24 protein-coding genes and 1 riboswitch are annotated in these 25119 nt (G+C 66.3%); of the genes, 12 read left to right on the top strand and 12 right to left on the bottom strand.

The genetic code is table 11. The features are described from left to right. Positions 1–282: 282 nt before the first annotated feature. Complete coding sequence (locus tag RT614_RS26850; RefSeq protein ID WP_313625419.1) at positions 283–618, bottom strand: AzlD domain-containing protein; 336 nt, start codon at positions 616–618, stop codon at positions 283–285. Further along, positions 615–1364: an AzlC family ABC transporter permease gene (locus RT614_RS26845; protein WP_313625418.1), complete on the bottom strand. Its 750-nt coding sequence runs from the start codon at positions 1362–1364 to the stop codon at positions 615–617. Before RT614_RS26845 ends, RT614_RS26850 begins: the two co-directional genes overlap by 4 nt. Before the next feature lie 233 nt (positions 1365–1597). On the opposite strand from RT614_RS26845, the gene RT614_RS26840 reads away from it, so the two are divergent. The 4 genes from RT614_RS26840 (at position 1598) to RT614_RS26825 (ending at position 4396) form a co-directional block, all read left to right on the top strand. Continuing rightward, the gene (locus RT614_RS26840) at positions 1598–2518 is read left to right on the top strand and encodes a branched-chain amino acid transaminase (RefSeq protein ID WP_313625417.1); all 921 of its coding nucleotides are present in this window, start codon (positions 1598–1600) and stop codon (positions 2516–2518) included. 76 nt (positions 2519–2594) lie between these two features. After that, positions 2595–2816 carry a zinc-finger domain-containing protein gene (locus RT614_RS26835; RefSeq protein WP_313625415.1) on the top strand — a complete coding sequence of 74 codons (222 nt, stop codon included), beginning with the start codon at positions 2595–2597 and terminating at the stop codon, positions 2814–2816. Between the two features lie 39 nt (positions 2817–2855). Beyond that, on the top strand, positions 2856–3278 hold the full coding sequence (locus tag RT614_RS26830; protein WP_313625413.1) for a nuclear transport factor 2 family protein: 423 nt from the start codon (positions 2856–2858) through the stop codon (positions 3276–3278). 17 nt (positions 3279–3295) lie between these two features. Further along, positions 3296–4396, top strand: coding sequence for a YheT family hydrolase (locus tag RT614_RS26825; protein WP_313625411.1), 1101 nt, complete (start codon positions 3296–3298; stop codon positions 4394–4396). A 66-nt stretch (positions 4397–4462) separates the two neighbouring features. Here RT614_RS26825 and RT614_RS26820 read toward each other — a convergent pair whose 3' ends face one another. Then, positions 4463–5986, bottom strand: a complete 1524-nt coding sequence (locus tag RT614_RS26820; protein ID WP_313625409.1) for a M48 family metalloprotease — start codon at positions 5984–5986, stop codon at positions 4463–4465. Between the two features lie 56 nt (positions 5987–6042). Between RT614_RS26820 and galU the strand changes: the two genes are divergently transcribed. Beyond that, on the top strand, positions 6043–6894 hold the full coding sequence (gene galU, locus RT614_RS26815) for a UTP--glucose-1-phosphate uridylyltransferase GalU (RefSeq protein ID WP_313625407.1): 852 nt from the start codon (positions 6043–6045) through the stop codon (positions 6892–6894). A gap of 24 nt (positions 6895–6918) precedes the next feature. On the opposite strand, the gene RT614_RS26810 is transcribed toward galU, so the two are convergent. From RT614_RS26810 to RT614_RS26790, 5 genes are all read right to left on the bottom strand, one after another. Next, the gene (locus RT614_RS26810) at positions 6919–7791 is read right to left on the bottom strand and encodes a cytochrome c oxidase assembly protein (protein WP_313625405.1); all 873 of its coding nucleotides are present in this window, start codon (positions 7789–7791) and stop codon (positions 6919–6921) included. Positions 7792–7898: 107 nt separating this feature from the next. Continuing rightward, entirely contained in the window at positions 7899–9002 is a 1104-nt protein-coding gene (locus RT614_RS26805) for a porin (protein ID WP_313625404.1), read from the bottom strand. Positions 9003–9054: 52 nt separating this feature from the next. Then, positions 9055–11853 (bottom strand): magnesium-translocating P-type ATPase, encoded by a 2799-nt coding sequence (mgtA, locus tag RT614_RS26800; RefSeq protein ID WP_313625402.1) that lies wholly within the window; start codon positions 11851–11853, stop codon positions 9055–9057. A gap of 425 nt (positions 11854–12278) precedes the next feature. After that, positions 12279–12632, bottom strand: coding sequence for a hypothetical protein (locus RT614_RS26795; RefSeq protein WP_313625400.1), 354 nt, complete (start codon positions 12630–12632; stop codon positions 12279–12281). A 440-nt stretch (positions 12633–13072) separates the two neighbouring features. Then, positions 13073–14077 carry a sodium:calcium antiporter gene (locus RT614_RS26790; protein ID WP_313625398.1) on the bottom strand — a complete coding sequence of 335 codons (1005 nt, stop codon included), beginning with the start codon at positions 14075–14077 and terminating at the stop codon, positions 13073–13075. Between the two features lie 43 nt (positions 14078–14120). Then, a riboswitch (yybP-ykoY riboswitch) is annotated at positions 14121–14308 on the bottom strand. 143 nt (positions 14309–14451) lie between these two features. Here RT614_RS26790 and RT614_RS26785 point away from each other — a divergent pair. Further along, a complete protein-coding gene (locus RT614_RS26785; protein ID WP_313625396.1) occupies positions 14452–15795 on the top strand; it encodes an aminopeptidase P N-terminal domain-containing protein in 1344 nt (447 codons plus the stop codon). Between the two features lie 16 nt (positions 15796–15811). Here RT614_RS26785 and RT614_RS26780 read toward each other — a convergent pair whose 3' ends face one another. Further along, positions 15812–16276, bottom strand: a complete 465-nt coding sequence (locus tag RT614_RS26780) for a hypothetical protein (protein WP_313625395.1) — start codon at positions 16274–16276, stop codon at positions 15812–15814. Between the two features lie 79 nt (positions 16277–16355). On the opposite strand from RT614_RS26780, the gene RT614_RS26775 reads away from it, so the two are divergent. The 6 genes from RT614_RS26775 (at position 16356) to ruvA (ending at position 21887) form a co-directional block, all read left to right on the top strand. Then, the gene (locus RT614_RS26775; RefSeq protein WP_313625393.1) at positions 16356–17525 is read left to right on the top strand and encodes a UbiH/UbiF/VisC/COQ6 family ubiquinone biosynthesis hydroxylase; all 1170 of its coding nucleotides are present in this window, start codon (positions 16356–16358) and stop codon (positions 17523–17525) included. A 120-nt stretch (positions 17526–17645) separates the two neighbouring features. Further along, the gene (gene dusB / locus RT614_RS26770; protein WP_313625440.1) at positions 17646–18671 is read left to right on the top strand and encodes a tRNA dihydrouridine synthase DusB; all 1026 of its coding nucleotides are present in this window, start codon (positions 17646–17648) and stop codon (positions 18669–18671) included. 36 nt (positions 18672–18707) lie between these two features. After that, positions 18708–18947, top strand: a complete 240-nt coding sequence (locus RT614_RS26765; RefSeq protein ID WP_006217670.1) for a helix-turn-helix domain-containing protein — start codon at positions 18708–18710, stop codon at positions 18945–18947. Positions 18948–19051: 104 nt separating this feature from the next. Next, positions 19052–20641 carry a bifunctional phosphoribosylaminoimidazolecarboxamide formyltransferase/IMP cyclohydrolase gene (gene purH / locus RT614_RS26760; RefSeq protein ID WP_313625392.1) on the top strand — a complete coding sequence of 530 codons (1590 nt, stop codon included), beginning with the start codon at positions 19052–19054 and terminating at the stop codon, positions 20639–20641. Beyond that, the gene (ruvC, locus tag RT614_RS26755; RefSeq protein WP_313625390.1) at positions 20641–21189 is read left to right on the top strand and encodes a crossover junction endodeoxyribonuclease RuvC; all 549 of its coding nucleotides are present in this window, start codon (positions 20641–20643) and stop codon (positions 21187–21189) included. The genes purH and ruvC overlap by 1 nt, the downstream gene beginning before the upstream one ends. Before the next feature lie 125 nt (positions 21190–21314). Continuing rightward, positions 21315–21887 (top strand): Holliday junction branch migration protein RuvA, encoded by a 573-nt coding sequence (gene ruvA, locus RT614_RS26750; protein WP_313625388.1) that lies wholly within the window; start codon positions 21315–21317, stop codon positions 21885–21887. Here the strand turns inward: ruvA and RT614_RS26745 are convergent. The 3 genes from RT614_RS26745 to ruvB all read right to left on the bottom strand — a co-directional run bounded on the left by RT614_RS26745 (position 21884) and on the right by ruvB (position 25066). Then, positions 21884–22825, bottom strand: a complete 942-nt coding sequence (locus RT614_RS26745; protein WP_313625386.1) for a complex I NDUFA9 subunit family protein — start codon at positions 22823–22825, stop codon at positions 21884–21886. The two genes, ruvA and RT614_RS26745, sit on opposite strands and share 4 nt — an antisense overlap. A gap of 93 nt (positions 22826–22918) precedes the next feature. Further along, positions 22919–23884, bottom strand: coding sequence for a threo-3-hydroxy-L-aspartate ammonia-lyase (locus RT614_RS26740; RefSeq protein WP_313625384.1), 966 nt, complete (start codon positions 23882–23884; stop codon positions 22919–22921). A 108-nt stretch (positions 23885–23992) separates the two neighbouring features. Continuing rightward, positions 23993–25066: a Holliday junction branch migration DNA helicase RuvB gene (ruvB, locus tag RT614_RS26735; protein WP_313625382.1), complete on the bottom strand. Its 1074-nt coding sequence runs from the start codon at positions 25064–25066 to the stop codon at positions 23993–23995. Positions 25067–25119 lie beyond the last annotated feature (53 nt).

Here is a 25119-nt window from a genome sequence, read left to right as displayed (position 1 = left end):
GCATCGCGGCGGCACGCATATTGCCGCGACTCGCCAGCGGCTTCGCGGACAATCCACGCCCTGCCTTTGCAGGCCACAAGGCGCATTCTGGATTCGATACTTATGTGGGCAGTACCAGGCCCGGATTGCTGTGGATAAGTGAATTTTAGCGCAGCCGCATTACCACACGGTCAAATCGACCCGCCGCGGGCCGGTTGAAGGCGGGTTCGGGCCGCGCAACGGGGCATACGGAGTGCCACAAGTGTCCACAGAATGGACATCATCCAAACGAAATACCGGCCGTCAGCCGGCCAGCCAGCGCAGCCCCCACAGAACCAGCATGCCGACGACAATCACCAGGACCGCGCTGCGCGTGCGCAGGAACACCAATATGGCAACCAGTCCGGCCACCAGTTTGTAATCGAACACTGGCCCCAACCCGGCCTTCCAGGGCAGCAGGTCGGGAACCACGATGGCCGTCAGCGCCGCGGCAGGCGCATAGCGCAAGGCGCGGCGCACGTTGTCGGGCAGCGGAATGTAGTCGCCAAAGAGCATGAAGCCGGCGCGTGTCAGCACGCTGCACAAGGCAAGCAACAGGATGGCGCTGTAGACGTAGATTTCGGTGGACCAGAGCGTCATGGGCGCGCCTTGAAGAAGCGTTCCGCCCAGATGCCGCCCGCCACGCCGGCGATGACGGCCGCAGCCAGGCCCAGGCGCAGCGGCAGCGCCTGCCCCACCCAGGCGACTACGCCGGCCGCCAGCATGGACACCACCATGGGCTTGGAGCTTGCCAGGGGCACGGTGATGGCCAGCAACGCCAGCACGGCGGCAAAGTCCAGCGACCAGGCGGTGGGCACCATCGCGCCCAGATAGATGCCGACGATGGATGACGACTGCCACACCAGCCAGCCCGGCGCGATCGTGCCCAGGAAGAACCATAGCTGTTCGCGCGTGCCGCGCTCGACCGAATCGCCGTAACGCGGCATGAACAGCACAAAGCCCATGTCGGTCGTGAAATAGCCCAGCCCCAGCCGCTTGGGCCAGGACAGGTGACGGAAATACGGCTGCAGCGCGGCGCCGAAGATGATGAAGCGCAGGTTCACGACGCAGCCGGCCGCGAAAATCAGCCAAAGCGGCGCGCCAGTGGCGATGAGCGGCAGCGAGGTCAACTGCGCGGAGCCGGCGTAGAGCAGCAGGGTCATCGCCAGCGCCATGGATTCGGTCAGTCCGGACTTGACCATGGCCACGCCGGTCACCAGGCCCCACGTCGCGGTGGCGATAAGGGCCGGCACTATTGCATGGATACCTGCACGGAAGGCGGTCAGGCGTTCCTGGCGGACCTGCGCGGGGTCTTCGGATTCAGGAAGCGCGGATTCAGAGGACAACGGCTGGCCCCTGGCGATTCAGACAGGACGACATGGAAACTCTATGGGAAGAAAACACGCGGCAGCCCGTTCGCCCGCCGGAATCACGAAATGCGGGCCTGGGCCCTTCGCCGGTGCGCGAATAGGCGCTTATTGTAACCTCGCTGCTTGATACAATAGCGGCCTCAAGATTCTTGACCCCTTGGGACCTGGCGCGTTGCGGCAGGTCTGGCGCGCACTGTGTGGAGTAGACCATGTCGATGGCTGACCGCGACGGTTTCATCTGGTATGACGGCAAGCTCGTTCCATGGCGAGACGCCACGACGCACGTCCTGACGCATTCCCTGCATTACGGACTGTCCGTCTTCGAAGGCGTGCGCGCTTATCACTCCACGATCGGCACCGCCATCTTCCGTCTCGAAGACCACACCAACCGGCTCTTCAATTCCGCGCACATTTATCAGATCCCCATGCCGTTTGATCGCGACACGATCAACGAGGCCCAACGGATGGTCGTGCGCGGGAACCAGCTTCAATCCGGCTATATCCGTCCCCTGGTGTTCTACGGCCCGGAAAAAATGGGCGTGTCGCCCAAGGGCGCGCGGGTTCATGTCGCCATCGCGGCGTGGCCGTGGGGCGCCTATCTGGGCGAAGAGGCGTTGTCCGACGGCATCCGCGTCAAGGTGTCTTCGTTTGCGCGCCAGCACGTGAACGTCACGATGCCGCGCGCCAAGGTGGCCACCACGTACGCCAATTCCATCCTGGCCAACACCGAAGCCCTGCAGGACGGCTACGACGAGGCCCTGCTGCTGGATACCGACGGTTTCGTGGCCGAGGGCTCCGGCGAAAACCTGTTTCTCGTCAAGGACGGCGTGCTCTACGAACCCGAGATCGCCTCCGCGCTGACGGGAATCACGCGCTCCACCATCCACGCGTTGGCGGCCGACAACGGACTGCGCGTGGTGACCAGGCGCCTGACCCGCGACGACGTCTACATTGCGGACGAGGCTTTCTTCACCGGCACCGCCGCCGAAGTGACGCCCATCCGCGAGGTCGACAACCGCCAAATCGGCGCGGGCCGTCGCGGCCCGATCACTGAACTGCTGCAGAACGCGTTTTTTGACGTGGTGAATGGCCGCAACCCGAAGTACCATCACTGGCTAAGTAAAGTCTGATTCGCGCGGCCTTGCTACGCAAGACCGCATCATTGTTTCAACCTGCCGTATATCGGTTCTTTTTTCAGGAATATCCATGACCGCTGCTGCCCCGGCCGCCGTCCCCCGCGCTCACGAAGTCATCGAGGTAGGCGCCGAAGACCTGCCCGTGTTCTGTCCCGGCCCCAAGGCGCCGCTCTGGAGCATGCACCCCCGCGTCTTCCTGGACGTGGCCCGCACCGGCTCGGCCAGCTGCGCTTATTGCGGCGCCGAATACCGCCTGAAGGCCGGCACGGTGCTGCACGGCCACGGACACTGAGTCTCCCGACCCACAACACGCTTATCCGTTTCAGCAGCCATGTTCGCCACGCCCGAAGAAGCAGAACACGCGTTCTACGAAGCCCTTGAGCAGGCGGACGCTGTCCGCCTGATGCAGGTCTGGGCCGACGACGAAGAAGTCGTATGCATCCATCCGGGGGGCCTGCGCATCGTCGGCCACTCCGCGGTGCACGAATCGTGGCAACAGGTGCTGGCCAACGGCCCGCTGCACGTCCGCCCACTGCGCCCGCTGGTCATGCTCAGCATGATGTGCGCGGTGCACGTGCTGGTCGAACAGGTAGCGGTGCGCACGCGTGAAGGCACGCAATTCGCCAATTGCTACGCAACCAACATCTACCACAAGGGCCCCACCGGCTGGCGCATGGTCATGCACCATGCCTCGCAGGCGCCCACGGAAGCCGGGGTGCTCGATCTGCACGACGTACCCGACATGCTCCATTGACCCGGGTGGACTTCTAGTTGGCTGCTGCTCGTCTTGATACATCGCCCTGCCCCGTCCCCCCCTGGCTGCCCGGGGGCGACAGCCAGACGGTTTACGCCGCCCTGTTCGCGCAGTATCACCGCATCGCGTTCGTGCGCGACCGCGTCGACACGCCGGATACGGACTTTGTTGATTTCGACTGGACCGGTCCCGGCCTGTTTCCGCACAAGGCCGCCGACGGCGCGCCTGTAAGCGGACAGCGTCCGGTCGCAAACGGCAAGACCGCGGCCGCGCGCTGGATGACGGACGCGGATTGGAAGTCCCTGCCGCAGACGCCCGATACGCCCGCCCTGATCCTGTTCCACGGTCTTGAAGGCGGCAGCAACAGCCGCTATGCGCAGTCCGTCGCGCATTACTTCCGGGCGCGCGGCTGGATTGTCGTGATCGCACACTTTCGCGGATGCTCGGGTGTGCCCAACCGGCTGGCGCGCGCCTATTATTCTGGTGATTCGGCCGAGGTCGGTTTTTTGCTGGAAACGGTGCGCCAGCGCATTCCCCATGCCAGGTGGCACGCCGTCGGCGTATCGCTGGGCGGCAACGCGCTGCTGAAATACCTGGGTGAACACCAGGAAGACACCGCCTGGCTGACCGCATGCGCCGGCGTCTCGGCGCCGCTGGACCTGGTCGCCTGCGGCAAGACACTCTCGACGGGCATCGTCAACCGGCGGGTGTACACCGCGCATTTCCTGAAGACGCTCAAGCGCAAGGTGCTGGAAAAGGCACATCGATTCCCGGGGTCGATCGACGTCATGCGCATTGCGCACGCGCACGACCTGCGCGAATTCGACGACACCTACACTGCGCCGATGCACGGCTTTCGCAATGCCCTGGATTACTGGACGCGCGCGTCCAGCAAGCCGTGGCTGCCCAAGATCGTGGTGCCGACGCTGGTGCTGAACGCGCGCAATGATCCCTTCATTCCCGCGGCGTCCCTGCCCAAACCCGAAGACTGCGCGCCCGGCATCCTGCTGCACCAACCTTCCGACGGCGGACACGCGGGTTTCCCGACTGGCGGTTTCCCCGGACACCTGAACTGGCTGCCGCAGCGGCTGGGACGTTTTTTCGAAACCGGGCAATAGGACCGATCCGCGGGCGCCGGGCGCCCGCGCGACGGGCGGGTCGAGCCCGCCGACGCGATGCGCGGGTCAGCCGGACTTGAAGCGCTCGAGCAGTTGGCGTTCTTCGGCCAGCTTGTCCTTCACTTCCTTGATCTGCACGTCGATCTGCGATTGCTCATAGAAGTCGCTGGACAGGCCACGCGCCTGTTGAAGCTGTGATTCGGCCGCAGCGTAGGCGCCCGTCATCACGTAATAGCGGGCCAGGTCGCGTCGGGCCTGCACCGGCTTGCCATTGCGTTCTTCGCTTTGCGCCAGCATCTGATACAGGCTGGGTTCGTCGCTGCCCCATTGCTTGATCTTGGCGCGCAGGTAGTCCTGCGCATCGGCGTGCCGGCCATTGCCCTGCAGCGCCTGGGCATACGCGATGCCCAGCGCGCGATGGTCCGGCCAACGCTTGGTGCCCGCCAGCGCCAGCGACAAGGCGCGCGGATAGTCCTTGCGCGCCAGTGCGATGTCCACGCTCAGTTTCGCCAGCTGGGGCGAACTGCGTCCGTCGGCGGAAGCAAGGTTCCAATAGCGTTCCGCTTCGGCCAGGTTGTTGCGCTGGAAATTCTGCAGCGCCAGTCCGTAATTGGCGGCCGACTGCCTGACTCCCGACAGCGCCTGGGCCTCGTCCTGCAATTGCTGGCCGGCCGACCGCAGACTGACCGCGTCGCGGCCCTGCACCACGCGCATCTTGGCGCGGATGTACCAGAAGTCATCGCTGTCCAGATGGCGCGAGGCGGGCATGGACCGCGCCCGGTTCTGCACGTCGGACATACGTTCGATAGACAGCGGGTGGGTGCTGGCCCACGAGCCGCCGCCCGCCCCTTCATTCAGGCGGGATGCGTTCATCAGCCGCGAGAACATCTGGGCCATGCCGTCGGCGTCGTAGCCCGCCTTGGTCAGCATCTGGAGCCCGGCGCGGTCGGCTTCGCGTTCGGCATCGCGGGAAAAGCCCAGTTGCCGGTTGATAGCCGCGGCCTGCCCGAACGCGGCGACGCCCATGGCAAGGTTGCCGCCGCCTCCGGCCAGCGCCGCCAGCAACGCGCCGGCCAGGCTGGCCAGCATCACCATGCCGTTCTGGTTCTGCTGCGTCATGCCTCGCGCAATATGGCGCTGCACGACGTGGCCGATTTCGTGGGCCAGCACGGCGGCAAGCTCGGATTCGCTCGCCGATGACACGATCAGCCCGGTGTTCACGCCAATAAAGCCGCCCGGCATGGCGAAAGCGTTGATCTCGGGATCGCGGACGCCGAACATTTCTACGTCAGGCACCCCGCCCGGGGCGAACGCCGCCAACTTGCGGCCCATGGTGGTGAGGTACTGGCTGAGCTCGGAGTCGTCCACGTAAGTGGGGTCGCGACGGCCCTGGGACATAATGGCTTCGCCCAGGCTGCGTTCGAGCATGGGGGAGAGTTCGGCCGCCGACGCGGCGCCCATGGATGGCAGCCCGACCGGCTGCGCCCAGGCGGCGATGGGGACGGCGGGCACGGCAAGAGCCGCGCACAGGCTGGCGATCGCGCCCCGTTTCGCAATCGAGCAAATGGATGGCATTTTCCTGCGGTTCATAAGCCTATGATAGCGATGAGCTTAAAATGTTTCATCGAATCTTCAACGAGGTCTCAATGCGTCCCGTCCGTAAAGCCGTTTTCCCTGTCGCCGGCATGGGCACGCGCTTCCTGCCCGCCACCAAGGCGATGCCCAAGGAAATGCTTCCCGTGGTCGACAAGCCCCTGATTCAGTACGCGGTGGAAGAAGCCGTGGCCGCCGGCATCACCGACCTTATATTCGTGACCGGTCGCAACAAGCGCGCCATCGAAGACCATTTCGATTCCGCCCCCGAGCTGGAAACCGACCTAGAAAGCAAGGGCAAGCACGAGCTCCTGGCCATGGTGCGAGGCATTCTACCCGCGCATGTGAATTGCCTCTACATCCGCCAATCGGCCCCGCTGGGCCTGGGCCACGCCGTGCTGTCGGCCGCGCCCGCCGTGGGCGACGAGCCCTTCGCCGTGCTGCTCGCCGACGACCTGATCGACGCAGATACGCCGGCCATGAAGCAACTGGTGGATATTGCCGTATCGCGCAACGCCAGTGTGCTGGGCGTGCAGGGCGTGCCGCGCGCCGACACCCGCAAATACGGCATCGTGGCGACCCATCCGGGCGAGACCCCGGCGGACGGCCGGACCGAACGCGTCACGCATATCGTGGAAAAACCGGATCCCGAGGCCGCCCCGTCGACGCTCGCGGTCGTGGGCCGCTATGTGCTCGAAGCCGCCATCTTCGACCACCTGCGTTCGACGAAGATGGGCGCCGGCAACGAGATCCAGCTGACTGACGGCATTGCTTCGCTGATGCGCGAGCGCGCCGTGTACGCACACCGCTTCGAGGGCGTGCGCTACGACTGCGGCAACAAGGCTGGGATGTTCCAGGCTACCGTGGCGCTGGGCAAGAAGTACCACGGCCTGCGTCCCGAATAACCTGGGCGCAGTCGGGCGGGCGGCTCAGGACGATAGCGCCGCGCCCGCCTTGGCGCGCGCACGCGCGTCGCGGTCGGCCTTGCGCAGGCGTCCCTTCGCGGACAGGCGCATCAAGGTTCCCAGGGCCACCATCAGCCCGATCACCTCGACCAGCGCAGCGGGTATCCACATCGTCAGGCCGCCGATCGTCTGGTCGGTCTGGGCCGACATGGCGATGGCTCGTCCGCACAGTTCGAACAGCGGGTAGATGTCGCTTTCCGTGAAAGCGATGACGGCGCCGGCAACCATCTGCGGCAGCATGGTCGCCACGGGTGAAATGACCCGGCCGCCGGGCGTCATGGCCGCGGGCGGCGCAGGCCGGCGGTCCAGGATGAGGTTCCAGTACATGAAGCCGCTGATCACCACCGACCAGTTCATGATCCGATACAGGCGCCAGTCGAGCATGGAATAGAACTGCACCGACGGAATCAGCCAGACCAGCACCAGGAAAACGAACAGCACCGGCACGAAGATCTTGTTGGTCAGGACGGCCACGGTGGCGCGGCCCGCGCCGGTGCGCAGGAAATCGCGCAGGCGGATGCGCCAGGCCATCGGCAATCCGGCGCGCATCACCTGCCCGGGGAAAGCCGCCATGACCAGCAGCGGCCCGAGATGATGCAGCACCAGATGCTGGATGCGGTGGATGAAGAACATGCGCTCGGCGTAGTAGTCCAGCCGCGTGTGCAGCGACAGGTACAACAGCACCATCCCGGTCCAGAACAGGATGCGGCGCGCGCGCGTTACATGGTGGACACGTTGACCGCGCACGAACAGCACGATGGCGACCAGGAAGGAAGCCACCAGCGTGGGAGAGAACTCCCAGGGTACGAGCCATTCGAGACTATCCATGCAGGCCATCCGAGGAACGACGGGAAGACAGGGATCGGCGGTAAGCGTCGATCTCCGCCGATTGTAGTAGACCCCGCAGTTCCCCGCTGCCAGCGCCGCGCGGGACGGCCCGGCGTTCAGAAGCGGTGCGAGACTCCCGTTCCGACGCGCGTGGTGTGGGAGTTGGCGGGGTCGAACTGATTGTCCAGCGCGTAGTTCGACGCGTAGCCGGCAAAGGCATAGAGCGTGGTGCGCGGGGACAGGTCGTAGGTGTAACCCAGGGTCGCGACCTGCGCGTTGCGCGCCGTCATGCCGTTGGCCCAGCGCCAGTCGGGTCTGGCCAGCGACCATTGCGCCAGGACGGCGCCCGGACCGAGCGGCACGCTGACGCCGATCAGCCAGGCATCGACCGTGCCGCCCTGTACAAATGCGACGGGCCCAAGCCCGACTCCAAGCTCATCGGGGTCGCCGCCGTCCAGACCGACATAGCCGTTGCGCTGCCGCGACCACGCCACCGCCAGTTTGAGCACTTCGAAATCATACGAGGCGCCTACCTGGAACGCCTGGGGACGGCCGCTCCCGGCGACTGCGGGCGCAGCGAGGCGCAATTGCTCCCAGGTGGCCACGGCCAGCAAGGGTCCGTCCTCATACTTCAGGCCGAGACTGATTGCTCGAGGATTCTGGCCTGTGCGAAATCGGTCCAGCCCGTTCGCGTCGAAGGAGTAGCCGATTCCCGCCTGGAAACCGTTCCACAGCGGCAAGTAGTAATTCGCCATATTGCTGAACTGGTAGTTGTCGGAAGCCTTGAAGGTCGCGCCCATGCCCATGTCTTTCCAGGACGCGATCTCCAGCGCATCGCCGTAGGTCTGGCCGACGCTGTACTGGCGGCCCAGGCGCAAGTCGCCGTAGCGCGCATGGTTCAGGCCGATCCAGGCGCCGTAGTTGAAGAAGCTGCGTTCATCGGCGCTGCTGCCGCTGGAGGGATTGAAGCCGCTTTCAAGCTGGAAGCTGGCCTGCCAGCCTTCCCCGAGCTCCTCCGTTCCCTGAAGTCCCCAAAGCGAATCCGTCAGTCCGCCATCCAGCAAGCCGCTGCGGCTGCCCTGGCCGGATACTTTCGTCACCGCCACGCCGGCGTCAACGACCCCATAAAGTTGCAGGCTGGTTCCCGGATCCGCGGCAAACGCTTGTTGCAGCGGAATCAGCCCCGCCGCCGCGACCACGGCGAACATTGCGATTTTCATGATTGTTTCTCGCGTGGGCGGCGGGCGCACCGCCCGCCGCATGTGAACCGTTTTACTGCCAGCCATAGCGGCGCACCCAGAAGTGCTTCAGCAGCTGCGTCAGCACGCAGTAGCTGAGCAGGATGCCCGCCAGCCAGGGAAAGTAGCTCCAGGGCAGCGCCTGCAGCTGGAAGTACTCTGCCAGCGGCGAAAACGGCAGCGCCAGGCCCAGCACGACGACCATCAGCGTCATGCCCATCAGGGGCCACGAGGCGCGGCTCTGCAGGAAGGGAATACGGCGCGTGCGGATCATGTGCACGACCAAAGTCTGCGACAACAACCCCTCTACGAACCAGCCGGACTGGAACAGCGTCTGGTGCTCGGGCGCGTTTGCCTGGAATACGTACCACATGAAGGCATAGGTAGCGATGTCGAAAATGGAGCTGATCGGGCCGAAGAACACCATGAAACGGCCCAGGCCGTCGGGATCCCAACGCTGCGGCTGCTTCAGCAATTCTTCGTCGACATTGTCGAACGGTATCGCGGTCTGGGAGACGTCATACATCAAATTCTGCAGCAACAAGTGAATGGGCAGCATCGGCAGGAAGGGCAGAAAGGCGCTGGCCACCAGAACCGAAAACACATTGCCGAAGTTCGAGCTGGCCGTCATCTTCAGGTACTTGAGCATGTTGCAGAAGGTCTTGCGGCCTTCGATCACGCCATCCTCCAGCACCATCAGGCTCTTTTCCAGCAGGATGATGTCGGCGGCCTCCTTCGAGATGTCCACCGCCGAATCCACCGAAATCCCCACGTCCGCCGCCCGCAGGGCAGGCGCATCGTTGATGCCGTCCCCCATGAAACCCACGGTGTCGCCCTGCGCGCGCAGGCTGCGCACGATGCGCTCCTTGTGGATGGGCGACAGGCGTGCGAATACGTTGGCTTCTCGCACCGCGATGCCCAGTTGGTCGTCGTCCATCGCTTCGATCTCCGCGCCCAGGTACACCTTGCGGACATCCAGCCCCACTTCGTGGCAGACCTTTCGAGTAACCAGCTCGACGTCACCGGTCAGCACCTTGACCTCGATGCCTGAAGCCTTCAGCGCGCCCAGCGCGGGGCCGGCCGACTCCTTGGGCGGATCCAGGAACGCGATGTATCCCACCAACACCAGGTCGGATTCGTCCGCCACGCCGTAGGCCTGCTGGGTAGGCGCCATCTCTTTGACGCCCACCGCGATGACGCGCAGCCCCTCGCGGTTCAGCCGGGCCGTCACCCGGCGGATGTCGGCGCGGCGCGCGTCCGTCAGCGGGTGTATCTCGCTACCCACGCGCAGATGGGTGCAGGCATCCAGCATTTCCTCCAGCGCGCCCTTGCAGATCAACTCGTGGTGATCACGGCCGTTCTCGGTCTCATTGACGACCACGGACATGCGGCGCCGCGAGAAATCGAAGGGGATTTCGTCGACCTTGCGATAGCGGGCCGCCAGATCCAGGCTGCGCTCGACTTCGGCATGCTCCAGCACCGCGACGTCCAGCAGGTTCTTCAGGCCGGTCTGGTAATAGCTGTTCAGATAGGCATAAGCCAGGACGTCGTCGCTGGACCCGCCATACACGTCGGTATGGCGCTCGAGCACGATGCGGTCCTGCGTCAGCGTGCCCGTCTTGTCGGTGCACAGGACATTCATGGCGCCCAGGTTCTGGATGGCGTCCAGGCGCTTGACCACGACCTTGCGTCGCGACATGCGCACCGCGCCCTTGGCCAGCGTGGCGGTGACGATCATGGGCAGCATTTCGGGCGTCAGCCCCACCGCGATGGCCAGCGCGAACAACAGCGCCTCCAGCCAGTCGCCCTTGGTGAAGCCGTTGATCAGCATCACCAGCGGCGCCATGACCAGCATGAACCGGATCAGGATCCAGCTCACGCGGTTGATGCCCTGCTGGAACTGCGTGGGCGCGCGGGACGTTTGCGTAACGCGGCCCGCCAGCTGGCCGAAGTAGGTGTCCGAGCCCGTGGCCACCACCAATGCGCTGCCGGCGCCACTGACAATGTTGGTCCCCATGAACGCGATGTTTTCGAGCTCGAGCGGGTTGCTGGTCTGCAGCCGCGGGGACATGTGCTTTTCGACGGGCAGGGATTCGCCGGTCAGCGCAGCCTGCGCGACGAACAGATCCTTGGCGTTCAGGATGCGGCAATCGGCGGGGACCATGTCGCCCGCGGAGAGCAGCACCACGTCGCCCGGCACGAGCTCGGCCAGCGGAACCTCCCGCTGGCGCGAGCCGGTGGCATGCAGCGCGGCGCCGAAGAATCGCCGGCCATCGCCTTCGCCGGGCGCATCGGCGTCGCTGCGCAGCACGGTTGCGGTGTTGCGCACCATGGCCTTCAGGGCTTCGGCCGCGCGGTTCGAACGCTGCTCCTGCACGAAGCGCAGCACGGTGGAAATCGCCACCATCGAGCCGATGATGACGACGGCCGTCCACGACTGTTCCTCCGACGCCGCCATCCGCACATCGGTCAGCCAGGACAGCACCGCCAGCGCGGTCAAAAGCAGGTTGAATGGATTGCGATAGGACAGCCAAAGATGGACGGGCCAGGACAGAGGCTTTTCGTGGTCGACCTCATTGGCGCCGTGCCGTTCGCGGGCGGCTTGCGCCTGGGCTTCGGACAGACCGCCCCAACCGCTGCCAAACCGCGCGAACAAGGAATCGAACCCCAGGCGGGACGTTTCCGCCATGCGCAGGCTGGCGCGGCGGGCGGCCTCGGACGACGCCGCGGCCCGATCGCCGCCCTGCTCCAGGATGGGGTTGCGGCGAAAGTGACGGCCGGTGCGGCGCAGGCGCGCGGCGGAAGAAAAAAAGGACTTCAGGAAAGCAAACATGGGAGTGGTCCGCATTTATTGATGTTGTTGCGGGAGACACGGACGACCCTGCGGGCGGCGCGCGCACACGGTCGCCGGCGGGCGGGGCCTTTTGCAAGAAAAGCCGCCGCCTGCCGCGAACGGGCGCGCGCGGGCGCCGGAGCAATGTTGCCGGTGTCCGGATCGCGTCAATGGCGCGCCCGGGTGCGGAAAACGGGGGGAGCTAGCGGGGGAATCGGAACCGGGCGAGGCGGCGCGAGATGCGCAGACGTAGCCGGGGATTCTGGGCTGCGGACTCCGTACGGACCGGGATGACTATCCGGCCAGTCGGCTCGCAGGGAGGAGACAGGTCAGACAGGCATGCCGGAGCCGCGCACAAGGCGCAATCGAGGCTCGGGGTCTAAGGCGCTAGGCATGGTTCCTCCGGTATTTCGGGTGAATGGAGTTCAGGCAGCAACAACGGCAGCAGCAGAAGCCGCGGCCTGGGCGCCGAAATGCACGTGGCGCACGGCGGGGTTGGCGCTGAGGCGGCGCGCTTGCGACATCAATTCCGCCCGCAGTTCCGGGGGGCAATTGACGGTGATGCACGCCGACGCGAGATCCGGGTCTTTTCCCTGATCGATCTGCACTTGGGCGACGTCCAGGCCGGCGGCGCTGAAGTCCAGGCAAATCTGCTTGCGCAGTGCGCCCAGCTCGCCGCGCGGACAGATGACGGTCAGCCGCGACGTGCCGCGACGGCGGCCCAGGGCGGTGGCGCGGTCCACGCCGGCACGGCGCAGGAACAAGTCAAAGAAACGCATATCGACCTCCATGGCAAGAAGGCGGAGCGTGATCGCGAACACATGCGCAGCCGAACGGCGCCAAGGCGGCGGGCACGACGGACGTGCACGAACGCGGGCGCTGCGACTAGCGGCGGTTCTGGCGGTTTATGTTGGGGAGGGTCCCGGCAAGCTGAAGGCTTGCGCTATTGGCCAGGTTTGGGCCTGGCGCCTGGGATACACCGCAACCTGAATGACAGGATGCGGCAGACGGAGTTCTGCGTGGATCCTGTCAGACAGCGACGTCGATGCAAGATCGACAACTTTCGCCGGAATCGGTATTCACGAAGACTGCTCCTGGGATGGATAACAGAACGATTTTACGCGGGTTTGTACTGATGGACAAGGGTTGTGCGCATTTCCGACACACAAAAGGGGCGCGCGCCGGGCGGGCACCGAAGATGCCCGGCCCGGCCAGCGTATCAGGCGTAGAAATGCCACCCCAGATATCCGGCGAACAGCGCATACAAACCGCCCACCGCGGACAACGCCGGCACGCTCATGGCCGCGCGACGGAAGCGCAGCCACAGAAGCGCGATGGACAGCATGGTGAACAGGCCGGCCGCCAGCAAGGGGCCGTCAAGCAACCACGGCGTCATGAAGATGCCGAGCGCGCTGGGGATGGTGGCCTGGATCATCATGGCGCCGGAGATGTTCGCCAACGCCAGGCGCTCCTTGCCCTGACGCACCCAGATCAGCGCATTCATGATTTCGGGCAGCTCGGTCGCCACCGGCGCCAGCAACAACGCCGCCACGTGCGGCGACGCGCCCATGGCGATGCCCAGCAGCTCGATCTGGTTCACGAACACATGGGACGCGCCCGCGATCACCACCAGCGCCATGATGGTCTGCGCGGCAGCCCAGAACATGGTGGGGTTTTCGTCGCGCGGGCGCAGCTTCAGCGGCTCCAGTTCCTCGCTGCCCAGGGATTCTTCGTCGTTGGAGAGTTCGCGCTTGATGTAGAGGCCGTATGTGGCCAGGAACACGAAACCCAGCCAGGGTTTCCAGGCAAAAGCCAGCAGGCCCAGACCGACCTTGAAAACAAAGATGCCCATGAACCAGGCCTGATCGCGGGCCAGCCTGCGCTGGTCCGCGTTGATACAGTCAGCCTGAACAGGCCGACCGCGACGGGCGCGCCAAAGCGCGAAACCAACCACCGCATAGGCAAGCGTGGCGAGGACAAGGGGGCCACCCATCGCGGCGCCGACGCCGATGTCTTTTTGTTCAGGGGTATCGCCGAAAACCACGGCCATGAAGGTGACGGCGCTTTCGGGCAGGGCCGTGCCGAAGGCCGCCAACACGGTGCCGGTGGCCGTGGCTCCAAGCTGGAACCGGTGGCCGACCCATTCGACGCCATTGACGAAGAATTCGCAGGCGAAGTAGATCACTGCCGCGGACAGGAAGAACAGAAACAGGGTGAGCAACATAGGGACGCGGCCGGACGAGCAGATACCATTGGCGCGACGCAGCGGCTCGCCCGGCCAGGGTGAACGCTACGCGGCCAAAGGTCTCGCCTGGCTGATCCACGCGGCGGCACGCCGCATGGGAACCGTTAGCGCCATGGAGTTCTAGCAGCTGCTCCGCAGTGCTGAACCACCAAGTCTGTTGACGCTAACTCCTTTGGGGACAAAGGATGGCTACTCCCCAATGACAGAGCGGCGATTGTAGCAGCGGTTCCATGACCGTCCAGTGAAACCCTGCCCGGCAGCCGCGTGTCGTCCGCGGGGTGTTGCATTTGCGGGATGGCAGGTAAAGTAGGTTCCATCTTCCGCCCTTGCGGGGCTTGCCGCCCCGGCCCGCCATGAGCCTGCCTCCCGACGACATTTCCCCTTTCGCCGCGCGGCGCCAGCGCCTCATGGAACGCATGCGCGCCGACGGGGGCGGGATCGCGATATTGGCGACAGCGCCCGAAGCCATCCGCAACCGCGACGCCGAATATCCCTACCGGCACGACAGCGACTTCTTCTACCTGACCGGATTCACTGAGCCCGATGCCTGGCTGGTGCTGATCGCAGGCGTGTCGGACCGGGCTTTGCTGTTCTGCCGGCCCCGCCACATCGAGCACGAGTTGTGGGAAGGCAAGCGATTCGGCCCCGAAGGCGCCGCCGAGCATTTCGGCTTTGACGACGCCCATCCCGTCGACGCGCTGGATGAGCTGATTCCCTCGCTGTTGCTGGACCACCCGACCCTGTATGCGCCGTTGGCCGCCGACAAACGCACGGACGGCCGCCTGCACCGCTGGCTGGCCGCCGCGCGCGAGGCCAGCCGCGGCGGCCATGCCGCGCCCAACCGGCAACAAGACGTCCGCCCGCTGCTGGCGGACATGCGGCTCATCAAGGACGCGACGGAAATCGCGGCAATGCGGCGCGCGGCCAAGATCTCGGCGGGCGCGCACGCGCGCGCCATGCGGGCGGCGCGGCCCGGCATGCACGAATACGAGATCGAGGCCGAGCTGCTTTATGAATTCCGCCGCCACGGCGCGCAATCAGTGGCCTACAACAGCATCGTCGCCGCCGGTGCGAACGCCTGCGTGCTGCATTACCCGGCGGGCCAGGCATTGCTGCGCGACGGCGACCTGGTGCTGGTCGACGCCGGGTGCGAAGTCGACAGCTACGCCAGCGACATCACGCGGACTTTCCCGGTGAACGGCCGCTACAGCGGCCCTCAACGCGCGCTGTACGACCTGACCGTGGCAGCCCAGGAAGCGGCCGCCGCCGCCACCGCACCCGGCCGCACGTTCAACGACGGCCACGAGGCCGCGCTGCGCGTCCTGGCCCAAGGCATGCTGGATCTGAAACTGTTGAAGGGTTCGCTGGACGGCGTGCTCGAATCCGGCGATTACAGCCGGTTCTACATGCACCGCACCGGACACTGGCTCGGGCTGGACGTCCACGACGTGGGGGATTATCGGCAGCCCGGCAATGGATCGGGCGCCGAACGGCCATGGCGCAAACTCGAGGCCGGCATGATGTTGACGATCGAACCCGGGATCTACGTCCGCCCTGCCGACGATGTGCCCGAGGCCTATTGGAATATCGGCATCCGCACCGAGGACGACGCCCTGGTCACGGACGAAGGCTGCGAGCTCATCACCCGCGGCGTTCCGGTGCAGGCCAGCGAGATCGAGGCCCTGATGCGGGAATAGCTCGCCAGACGCGGGCCTAGAGCACGTACCCGTCCAGCCAGCCCATGGCCACCCAGACATAGACCACCACCATGGCGATGGCGAACATGGTGACGATGGCCCCCACCAGGCAGGCCAGGATCGCCACCAGCACCGGCCCCCAGCCCGTGGACGTCACGCGGCCCAGGCCCGGGTTGTACAGGCGGTCGAACTTTTCATCCGACATCAGCGAGAACACCGCGCTTTCGATGAACCCGTCGATCATGGGGATGAAGAGCAGGAAGAAGGCGGGGTTGTCGTACCAGACCGGGTAGAAACTGACGGCGCAGAACAGGCTGGCCAGGGCCACCGCGGTCACCAGCCAGGCGTGGCGCCGGCTCAGATACCACCAGTGCGCGCCCACCGCGCCGAACAGGCAGGCCAGCAGCCCCACGGCGACCTTGCCGCGCGGACGGCGGGCGGATACGGCGGACAGCGAAGATGAAGCCTGAGCCTGCGTCATGTCAATCAACCGGGAAAGGGGCCATGGCGCCAAGCCGCGCCAGAGTGCCGCGATTGTAGTGGACGGTTAAAATCCGGGCATGACTGCATCCGCCTTCGACATCGCGATTCTTGGCGCCGGCCCGGTGGGCCGCGTATTGGCCCTGATGCTGGCGCGCGTGGCGCCGGACCCGGCGCGCATCGTCCTGCTGGCGGGCAGCGCCCCCGTCCCGGCTACCGCCGCCGCAGCCGTGCCCGCCGCGGATCCCCGCGTGCTGGCCATGAACCACGGCAGCCGCGTGCTGCTGGAATCGCTGCATGCCTGGCCCGAACGTTCGGCCGATATCCGCAACATCCACGTGTCGCAGCGCGGACGGCTGGGTCGCACGCTGATCCAGCACACCGATTTCGGCGTGCCTCAATTGGGCAGCGTGGTCGCCTATTCGGGGCTGCACGCCAAGCTGGACGAATGCGTCGCCGCCTGCGGGGTCACCGTGCTGCCGGGCCCGCCGGCCCGTATCGGCAGGCAGGACGCCGACGGCGTGCGCATCCAGCAGGGCGACGCCGAACTCCTGTGCCAGGTTGCCGTGCAGTCCGATGGCGCAGGCGCCACCGACGTGCGGCGCGACTACGACCAGCACGCCGTGCTGACCACCGCGCACGCCACGCTGCCCCGGCGCGGCTGGGCCTGGGAACGCTTTACCTCCGAAGGGCCTCTTGCGCTGTTGCCGCACCCGCAGACGCCGGATGCCTATTCCGTCGTCTGGTGCAGCGCTCCCGAGCGCGCGGCCGAACTGGCGGCGCTGGACAATGCCGCTTTTTCGCACGCGCTGTCGCAGGCGTTCGGCGACCGCCTGGGCCGCCTGTCCAGCCACGCGCCGCGCCACGTCTTCCCGCTGGCGCTGTCGGCCCGCCGGGCGCAGGTGCATGGCCGGGTAGCCGCCATCGGCAACGCCGCGCAGACCCTGCACCCCGTGGCGGGCCAAGGCCTGAACCTGGGGCTGCGGGACGCCGCCCGCCTGGCGCAGACGCTGGCCGGCTGGCTTGCCCACCCCGCAGGCAACCCGGGCCCGGCCCTGGCGGATTTCGCCAGCGCCCGCTATATCGACCGCTTCATCACCGCCAGCCTGACCGACTTCATGCCGCGCGTCTTCGCCACCGGGCTTGCGCCGGTAGAACATGCCTGTGGCGCGGCGTTGCTGGGGATGGACCTGGCGTCCCCCTTGCGCGCGCCCCTGGCCCAGCACCTGCTGCAGGGCTTTCGCGCCTGAATTTCCCTCGGGGATCCGGCCCTTGCAGAAGGGCCGGATCCGTCGCTTTCCTTCCCTGTTTGTTACCAACGCGTCGGCCCCTGAAAACGGGGGTTCGATCGAGCCGGTTAAAATGTGAGCATGCGCATAGGCCAGTGGACCCTCCCCAACAACGTTCTTGTCGCGCCCATGGCGGGCGTGACGGACCGTCCTTTTCGTCAGCTTTGCAAAAAGCTGGGGGCGGGCTATGCGGTGTCCGAAATGGCCGCCAGCAATCCCAAGCTATGGGACAGCGTCAAGACGTCGCGCCGCCTGAACCACGACGGCGAGATCGCCCCCATTTCCGTGCAGATCGCCGGCGCCGACCCCGCCATGATGGCCGAGGCCGCCGCCTTCAACGCCAGCAAGGGGGCCCGGATCATCGACATCAACATGGGCTGCCCGGTCAAGAAGGTGTGCAACGTGGCGTCCGGCTCGGCGCTGCTGCGCCACGAAGACCTGATCGTGCGGATCCTGGATGCCGTGGTGGCCGCCTGCGCGCCCCTGGGCGTGCCGGTCACCCTGAAGACCCGAACCGGCTGGGATCGTTCCAGCCGCAATGCCGTGCGCGTGGCCAAACTGGCCGAAAACGCCGGCATCGCGGCACTGACTCTGCACGGCCGAACGCGTGCCGACCTCTATACGGGCGAGGCGGAATATGACACTATCCGCGCCGTCAAGGCCGAGCTGAACATCCCCGTCATCGCCAACGGAGATATCGACTCGCCCGCCAAAACCAGGCAAGTCCTGGATTACACTGGCGCCGACGCGGTCATGATCGGCCGGGCGGCCCAGGGCCGTCCGTGGATCTTCCGCGAAATCGACCACTACCTGCGCACGGGCGAAACACTGGCCCCTCCCTCCTATGGGGAAATGCGCGAGCTGCTGCTCGAACATCTCGACGACCACTACCGTTTCTATGGCGAACACACCGGCGTACGCACGGCGCGCAAGCACATAGGCTGGTATGTGGACGGCCTGCCGGGCGCGGATTCGTTCTGCGCCCGCATGAACCTGATCGACAACACCCGCGACCAGTGGCGGGCGGTGGCGGACTGGTTCGACATCATCTCGCGCGACGGCGCCGCCCACCCGGCGCCGATCGCAGAAGCCCTGCTGGCGGCATAACCGCCTCAACACCAACATAAAAATATCTGTACTCAAATGAGCAAGAAAGATGTCCTGGAAGAATGCGTGCGCGCCAGCCTGGAGCGCTATTTCGAAGACTTGGGCGAATCCGAGCCCCACGACATGTGGGACATGGTCATGCGTTGCGTGGAACGCCCGGTGCTTGAAGTAGCGCTGGAGCGGTCGGGCGGCAACCAGTCCCGGGCCTCTGAAATGCTGGGCATCACCCGCAACACCCTGCGCAAGAAGTTGCTGGCGCACAATATCCAGGTATAGCTTTCCCCGCGCGGGCGGCCGGAGCCCCGGGCCGCCCTGCCCCTTCAGATTTCCCATCCGACCAGAACGAGAAAGGCGTCCCCGCCCCACTCCCGTCCCTCATCATGAAAATCGAAACCGCCCTGCTTTCGGTGTCCGACAAGACCGGCATCGTTGAATTTGCCCGCGCCCTGGCCGCGCGCGGCGTGCGCCTGCTGTCGACCGGCGGCACCGCCAAGCTGCTGGCCGAATCCGGCCTGACCGTCACCGAAGTGGCCGCCCACACCGGTTCGCCCGAGATCCTGGACGGCCGCGTCAAGACGCTGCACCCGAAGATCCACGGCGGCCTGCTGGCCCGTCGCGACAGCGCCGAGCACATGGACACCATCAAGGCGGCGGGCATCGATCGCATCGACATGCTGGTGGTCAATCTGTACCCGTTCCGTGAAACCGTGGCCAAGCCTGGCTGCACGTTCGCCGACGCCGTCGAGAACATCGACATCGGCGGTCCCGCCATGCTGCGCGCCGCCGCCAAGAACCACGGCACCGAAGCCGGCGGCGTCACCGTCGTGATCGACCCGGTCGACTATTCGCGCGTGCTCGCCGAGATGGACAAGGGCGGCAGCACTTCGTACGGCCTGCGCCTGGCGCTGGCGTCCAAGGTCTACGCCCATACGGCCGCCTACGACGGCGCCATCGCCGCCTACCTGACCAGCCTGGCCGACGCCGAGCCCGCGCAGGAAGCCGCGCCCGCCCGCAACGAATGGCCCGGCACGCTGACGCTGCAGGTCAAGCAGGAACAAGCCCTGCGCTACGGCGAAAACCCGCACCAGAGCGCCGCCTTCTACGTGGACGCGCAACGTCCCGCCGGCTTGCTGGGCAATTACCGCCAGCTGCAGGGCAAGGAACTGTCCTACAACAACATCGCCGACGCGGACGCCGCGTGGGAATGCGCACGCAGCTTCGAGGCCCCCGCCTGCGTCATCGTCAAGCACGCCAACCCGTGCGGCGTGGCCGTCGCTGCCGACACGCTGGGCGCGTACCAGCAAGCCTTCAAGACCGACCCCACGTCGGCCTTCGGCGGCATCATCGCCTTCAACCGTCCGGTGGACGCCGCGACGGCCGAAGCCGTGAGCGCGCAGTTCCTGGAAGTGCTGCTGGCCCCGGCCTACGACGGCGCCGCGCTGGCCATCCTGGCCGCGAAGAAGAACGTGCGCGTCCTGGAAGTGCCCATGGGCACGGGCCAGAACGCCTTCGACATCAAGCGCGTGGGCGGCGGCTGGCTGGTGCAGACGCCGGACGCCTACAACGTGCCGCGCGACGCGCTGAAGGTGGTTTCCAAGCGTCAGCCCACCGAACAGGAAATGAACGACCTGGCTTTCGCCTGGAAGGTCGCCAAGTACGTCAAGTCCAACGCCATCGTGTTTGTGGGCGGCGGCATGACCCTGGGCGTGGGCGCCGGCCAGATGAGCCGCATCGACTCCGCTCGCATCGCCTCCATCAAGGCGGAAAACGCCGGCCTGACCCTCAAGGGCTCGGCCGTGGCGTCCGACGCGTTCTTCCCGTTCCGTGACGGTCTGGACGTGGTGGTGGCCGCAGGCGCAACCTGCGTGATCCAGCCGGGCGGCAGCGTGCGCGACGACGAAGTCATCGCCGCGGCCGACGAGCACGGCATCGCCATGGTGCTGACCGGCACCCGCCACTTCCGCCACTGATGCGCGTCCTCGGCATCGATCCCGGCCTGCGCCGCACCGGTTTCGGTGTGATCGATGCCGACGGCACGCGGCTGCGCTATGTCGCCAGCGGGACCATCGTGGTCCCGCCGGCCTTGACGCTTTCCGAACGCCTGAAAGTCATCCTGGACAATCTGCGCCAGGTGGCCCGCGACACGCAGCCCGACGTGGCCGCGCTGGAAATCGTCTTCCTGAACACCAACCCCGCGTCGACCCTGCTGCTGGGCCAGGCGCGCGGCGCCGCGTTGTGCGCGCTGGCCGACAGTTCGCTGGCCGTGCATGAGTACACCGCGCTGCAGATCAAGAAGGCTGTGGTCGGCACCGGCCGGGCCGCCAAGGAACAGGTGCAGATGATGGTGCAGCACCTGCTGGCCCTGGACGGCGTGCCCGCGCCCGACTCCGCCGACGCGCTGGCCTGCGCCATCTGCCACGCGCACGTGGGACCGCTGCAGGACAGGCTGGAGCGCCTGGGCAGCGCCCTGCGCATGGGCGGCAAGACCCGCATCCGCAACGGCCGCCTGATCGGCTGACGTCTTTCATTTCGCCCGCCAATGTGCGCCGAGGCTCGGATCCGGCCCGCATGAACGCCCCTCGCGTATAGAATCCCCGCATTCGCCGCGCAACGCGCGGCCCCACCTTTGCCAGGCCTACACACATGATCGGACGCATCACCGGAACCCTGATCGAAAAACTGCCGCCCACCATCTGCGTGGACGTCGGCGGACTGGGTTATGACATCGACGTGCCCATGAGCACGCTGTACGCGTTGCCGGAGACCGGCGCTCGCGTCACCCTCTACACGCACCTGACCGTGCGAGAAGACGCCCACATCCTGTACGGCTTTGCCTCGGCCAACGAACGCAGCGCGTTCCGCGAGCTGATCAAGGTCAGCGGCATCGGCGCGCGCACGGCGTTGTCGGTGTTGTCCGGGCTGTCGGTCGCGGACCTGGCCCAGGCCATCACGCTGCAGGAATCGGGCCGCCTGACCCGGGTGCCGGGCATCGGCAAGAAGACGGCCGAGCGGCTGCTGCTGGAAATGCGCGGCAAGCTGGGCGCGGACATCGGCGCATCGGCGCACGTCACGCACGACAACCAGTCCGACATCCTGAACGCGCTGCTCGCGCTGGGCTACTCGGAAAAGGAATCGCTGTCGGCGCTGAAGACGCTGCCCGAAGGCGTGGGTGTGTCCGACGGGATCAAGCAGGCCTTGAAGGCGCTGGTGCGCTAGGGCCGGCCTCGGCCCCCGCCAGGCTCTCTGCCCAGGTAGCGGGGCGCGACGGCCTCCAGCCCGGTCGGCACCACATGCAGTTCGGGCGCGATCGGCCCGGTGCAGATGTTGTCGCGGCGCAGCGAGTCCAGGTTGTCGCGCGACATCAAGGGTGTGCCAGGCATGCATTCGAACAACCTGGCCTGCATGCGGCCCACTCCCATGGGGATGCTGATCACGGGCCGCGGATGGCCGCTCCAGGCGGCGCACAACCGCGCGATCTCGCCGAGCGTGTAGACCTGGGGACCGCCCAGCTCGTAGGTTTTGCCGCAGGTATGCGGATCGGCCAGCGCGGACACCATGGCGGTCACGACATCGCCGACATAGACCGGCTGCATGCGCGCGTGCGCGCCCGCCAGCGGCAGCACCGGGAGCCAGCGCGCCAACGAGGCGAACATCGTGGTGAAGTGATCGTCGGGGCCGAACAGGACCGAGGGGCGGAAGATCGTCCAGCAGCCCTCACGCCGCTCAAGGAACGCCTGCTTGATGGCGGCTTCGCCATCGCCCTTGGAACGCTGGTACATGCTGTCGCCGCTGGAATCGGCGCCCAGCGCGCTGACGTGCAGCAGCCGGTGCACGCCGTGGCGCAGGCACGCCTGCGCGATACGCTGCGGCAGATGCACGTGGGCGCGCGCAAAATCCGAACCGTAGGGCCGGCCCGAATTGCCGTGCAGGATGCCGACCAGATTGACGACGGCATCACAGCCCTGGACCATGCTGTCCAATGCGGCATCGTCGTGGATGTCTCGCTGGAGCAGGGTGACGGTCGGAAGTAATTGCAGGTCGCGTCCGCGTGCGAGAAGACGCGTCGGCACGGTGATCTGATGCTGGTCCGCGCAAAGCCGTGCAATCAAGTGACGGCCGATGAAGCCCGTGCCGCCGATGACAAGGATACGCATGCCGCAGCCCCTGTTCGTCAGGATCGAATTCCGATTCTGCCCTGCAAGGTCGACGACCGCAAGCGCGCGCGGGCGGCGAACCGCCCGCGGACCTCAGGCCGAAAGCAGACGGGCGTAAGCCGGAAGGTCGACGTTGCCGCCGCTGATGATGACGCCTACCCGGGCCCCACGCACCGGCACCACCTGCTGCATGACGGCCGCGGCGCCCAGGCAGCCCGTGGGCTCCACCACCATCTTCATGCGCTCGGCGAAGAATTTCATGGTCGTCACAAGCTGATCATCCGTCACGGTGACGATGTCTCGGACGTATTTCTGGATGAGCGGGAAGGTCAGATTGCCCAGATGCGTGGTGGCGGCGCCGTCGGCCAGGGTCTTGGGCGCGGGGATTCGGACAATTTCACCCTTGCGCAGGGACTGCTGGCCGTCGTTGCCGGCTTCCGGTTCGACGCCGTAGACCAGGCAGCGCGGGCTCAGCGCGAATGCGGACAGCGCCGAGCCAGACAAAAGACCACCGCCGCCCAGGCATACGAACAGGTAATCGAGTTCACCGACTTCCTCGAAGAGTTCCTTGGCCGCGGTGCCCTGCCCGGCGATCACGTCTTCGTGGTCGTACGGGGGGATGAGCGTGGCGCCGGTCTCGGCCTGGATGCGGCGCGCGATGTCCTCGCGGTCTTCGGTGTAGCGGTCATAGGTGACGATCTTGCCGCCGTAGCCTTCGGTGGCGGCGCGCTTGGCCGCGGGGGCGTCCAGCGGCATGATGATCGTGGCCTGCACGCCCTGCAGTTTGGAGGCCAGCGCAATGGCTTGCGCATGGTTGCCCGATGAAAACGTCACCACGCCGGCGGCCCGCTGTTCGGGCGTGAGGCGCGCGATGGCGTTGTACCCGCCCCGGAACTTGAAGGCGCCCATGCGCTGGAAGTTTTCGCACTTGAAGAACAGCGACGCGCCGGCGATGGCGTCGGCGGTGGCCGAGGTCAGGACGGGCGTGCGGTGTGCGTTGCCGGCCAGGCGCTCGCTGGCGCGCGCGACATCATCATAGGAGGGCAATTCGGGCTGCATGAAATGGGGTCCTTTGATCGCGAGGGGAAACGAAACCCTCGGATCATAAACCTCTCAGCGCCGTTTGCGCGCCGGCCAGATGCACGACGCGCGGGGAACGATGCCCGCCTATTTGCCGAAGAGGTCGCCGCTGCCGCCGGTGGTGCCGGCGGGGGCAGCCAGGCCCAGGTGGCGCCAGGTGGTCAGCGTGGCGGTGCGGCCGCGCGGCGTGCGCTGCAGATATCCGTGCTGGATCAGGTAAGGCTCGATGACGTCTTCGATCGTGTCGCGTTCCTCGCCGATGGCCGCGGCCAGGCTGTCCACACCGACCGGACCGCCGTCGAACTTGTGGACGATGGCTTCCAGCAGCTTGCGGTCCATCAGGTCCAGGCCCTGGGGGTCGACCTCGAGCATGGCCAGCGCGCGGCCCGCGACGTCGGCGTCGATGGTGCCGCCCGCCTTGACCTCGGCGTAGTCGCGCACGCGGCGCAGCAGGCGGTTGGCGATACGCGGCGTGCCGCGGGCGCGGCGGGCCACTTCGTCGGCGCCTTCAGGGGTGATGACGGCATTGAGCAGGCCCGCGCTGCGCGTGACGATGCGGCCCAGGTCAGCCGCGTTGTAGAACTCGAGCCGCGACACGATGCCGAAGCGGTCGCGCAGCGGGTTGGTCAGCATGCCGGCGCGCGTGGTGGCGCCCACCAGCGTGAACGGCTGCAAGTCCAGCTTTACGCTGCGCGCGGCCGGCCCTTCGCCGATCAGGATGTCGATCTGGAAGTCCTCGAGCGCCGGGTACAGGATTTCCTCGACCACGGGCGACAGGCGGTGGATCTCGTCGATGAACAGGACGTCGTTCTTTTCCAGGTTGGTCAGAAGCGCGGCCAGGTCGCCCGGACGCTCCAGCACCGGTCCAGACGTCTGGCGCAGCTGCACGCCCATTTCGTGCGCGATGATGTGCGCCAGCGTGGTCTTGCCCAGGCCGGGGGGACCGAACAGCAGGACGTGATCCAGGGCCTCTTGCCGCTTGCGGGCCGCGGCGATGAAGATCTCGAGCTGTTCCCGGGCGCGCTGCTGTCCGACGTATTCGTCCAGCGCCTTGGGCCGCAACGCGCGTTCGATCGATTCTTCATTGGGCGACACCGGTTGCGGCGCCACGATACGGGGGGCGTCGGGACGGGAGGAAAGCGAGTCGGACTGGATGGCCATGGTGCGGAAACGACAAAGGACGAAGCAGGATGCATCGTACCGTAGGGCGGGCG

Source organism: Achromobacter sp., assembly GCF_032102605.1.
Taxonomy (GTDB): Bacteria; Pseudomonadota; Gammaproteobacteria; order Burkholderiales; family Burkholderiaceae_B; genus Achromobacter.
The sequence above is the reverse complement of the archived record's forward strand: the minus strand, read 5'-3'. Positions and strand labels throughout refer to the sequence as shown.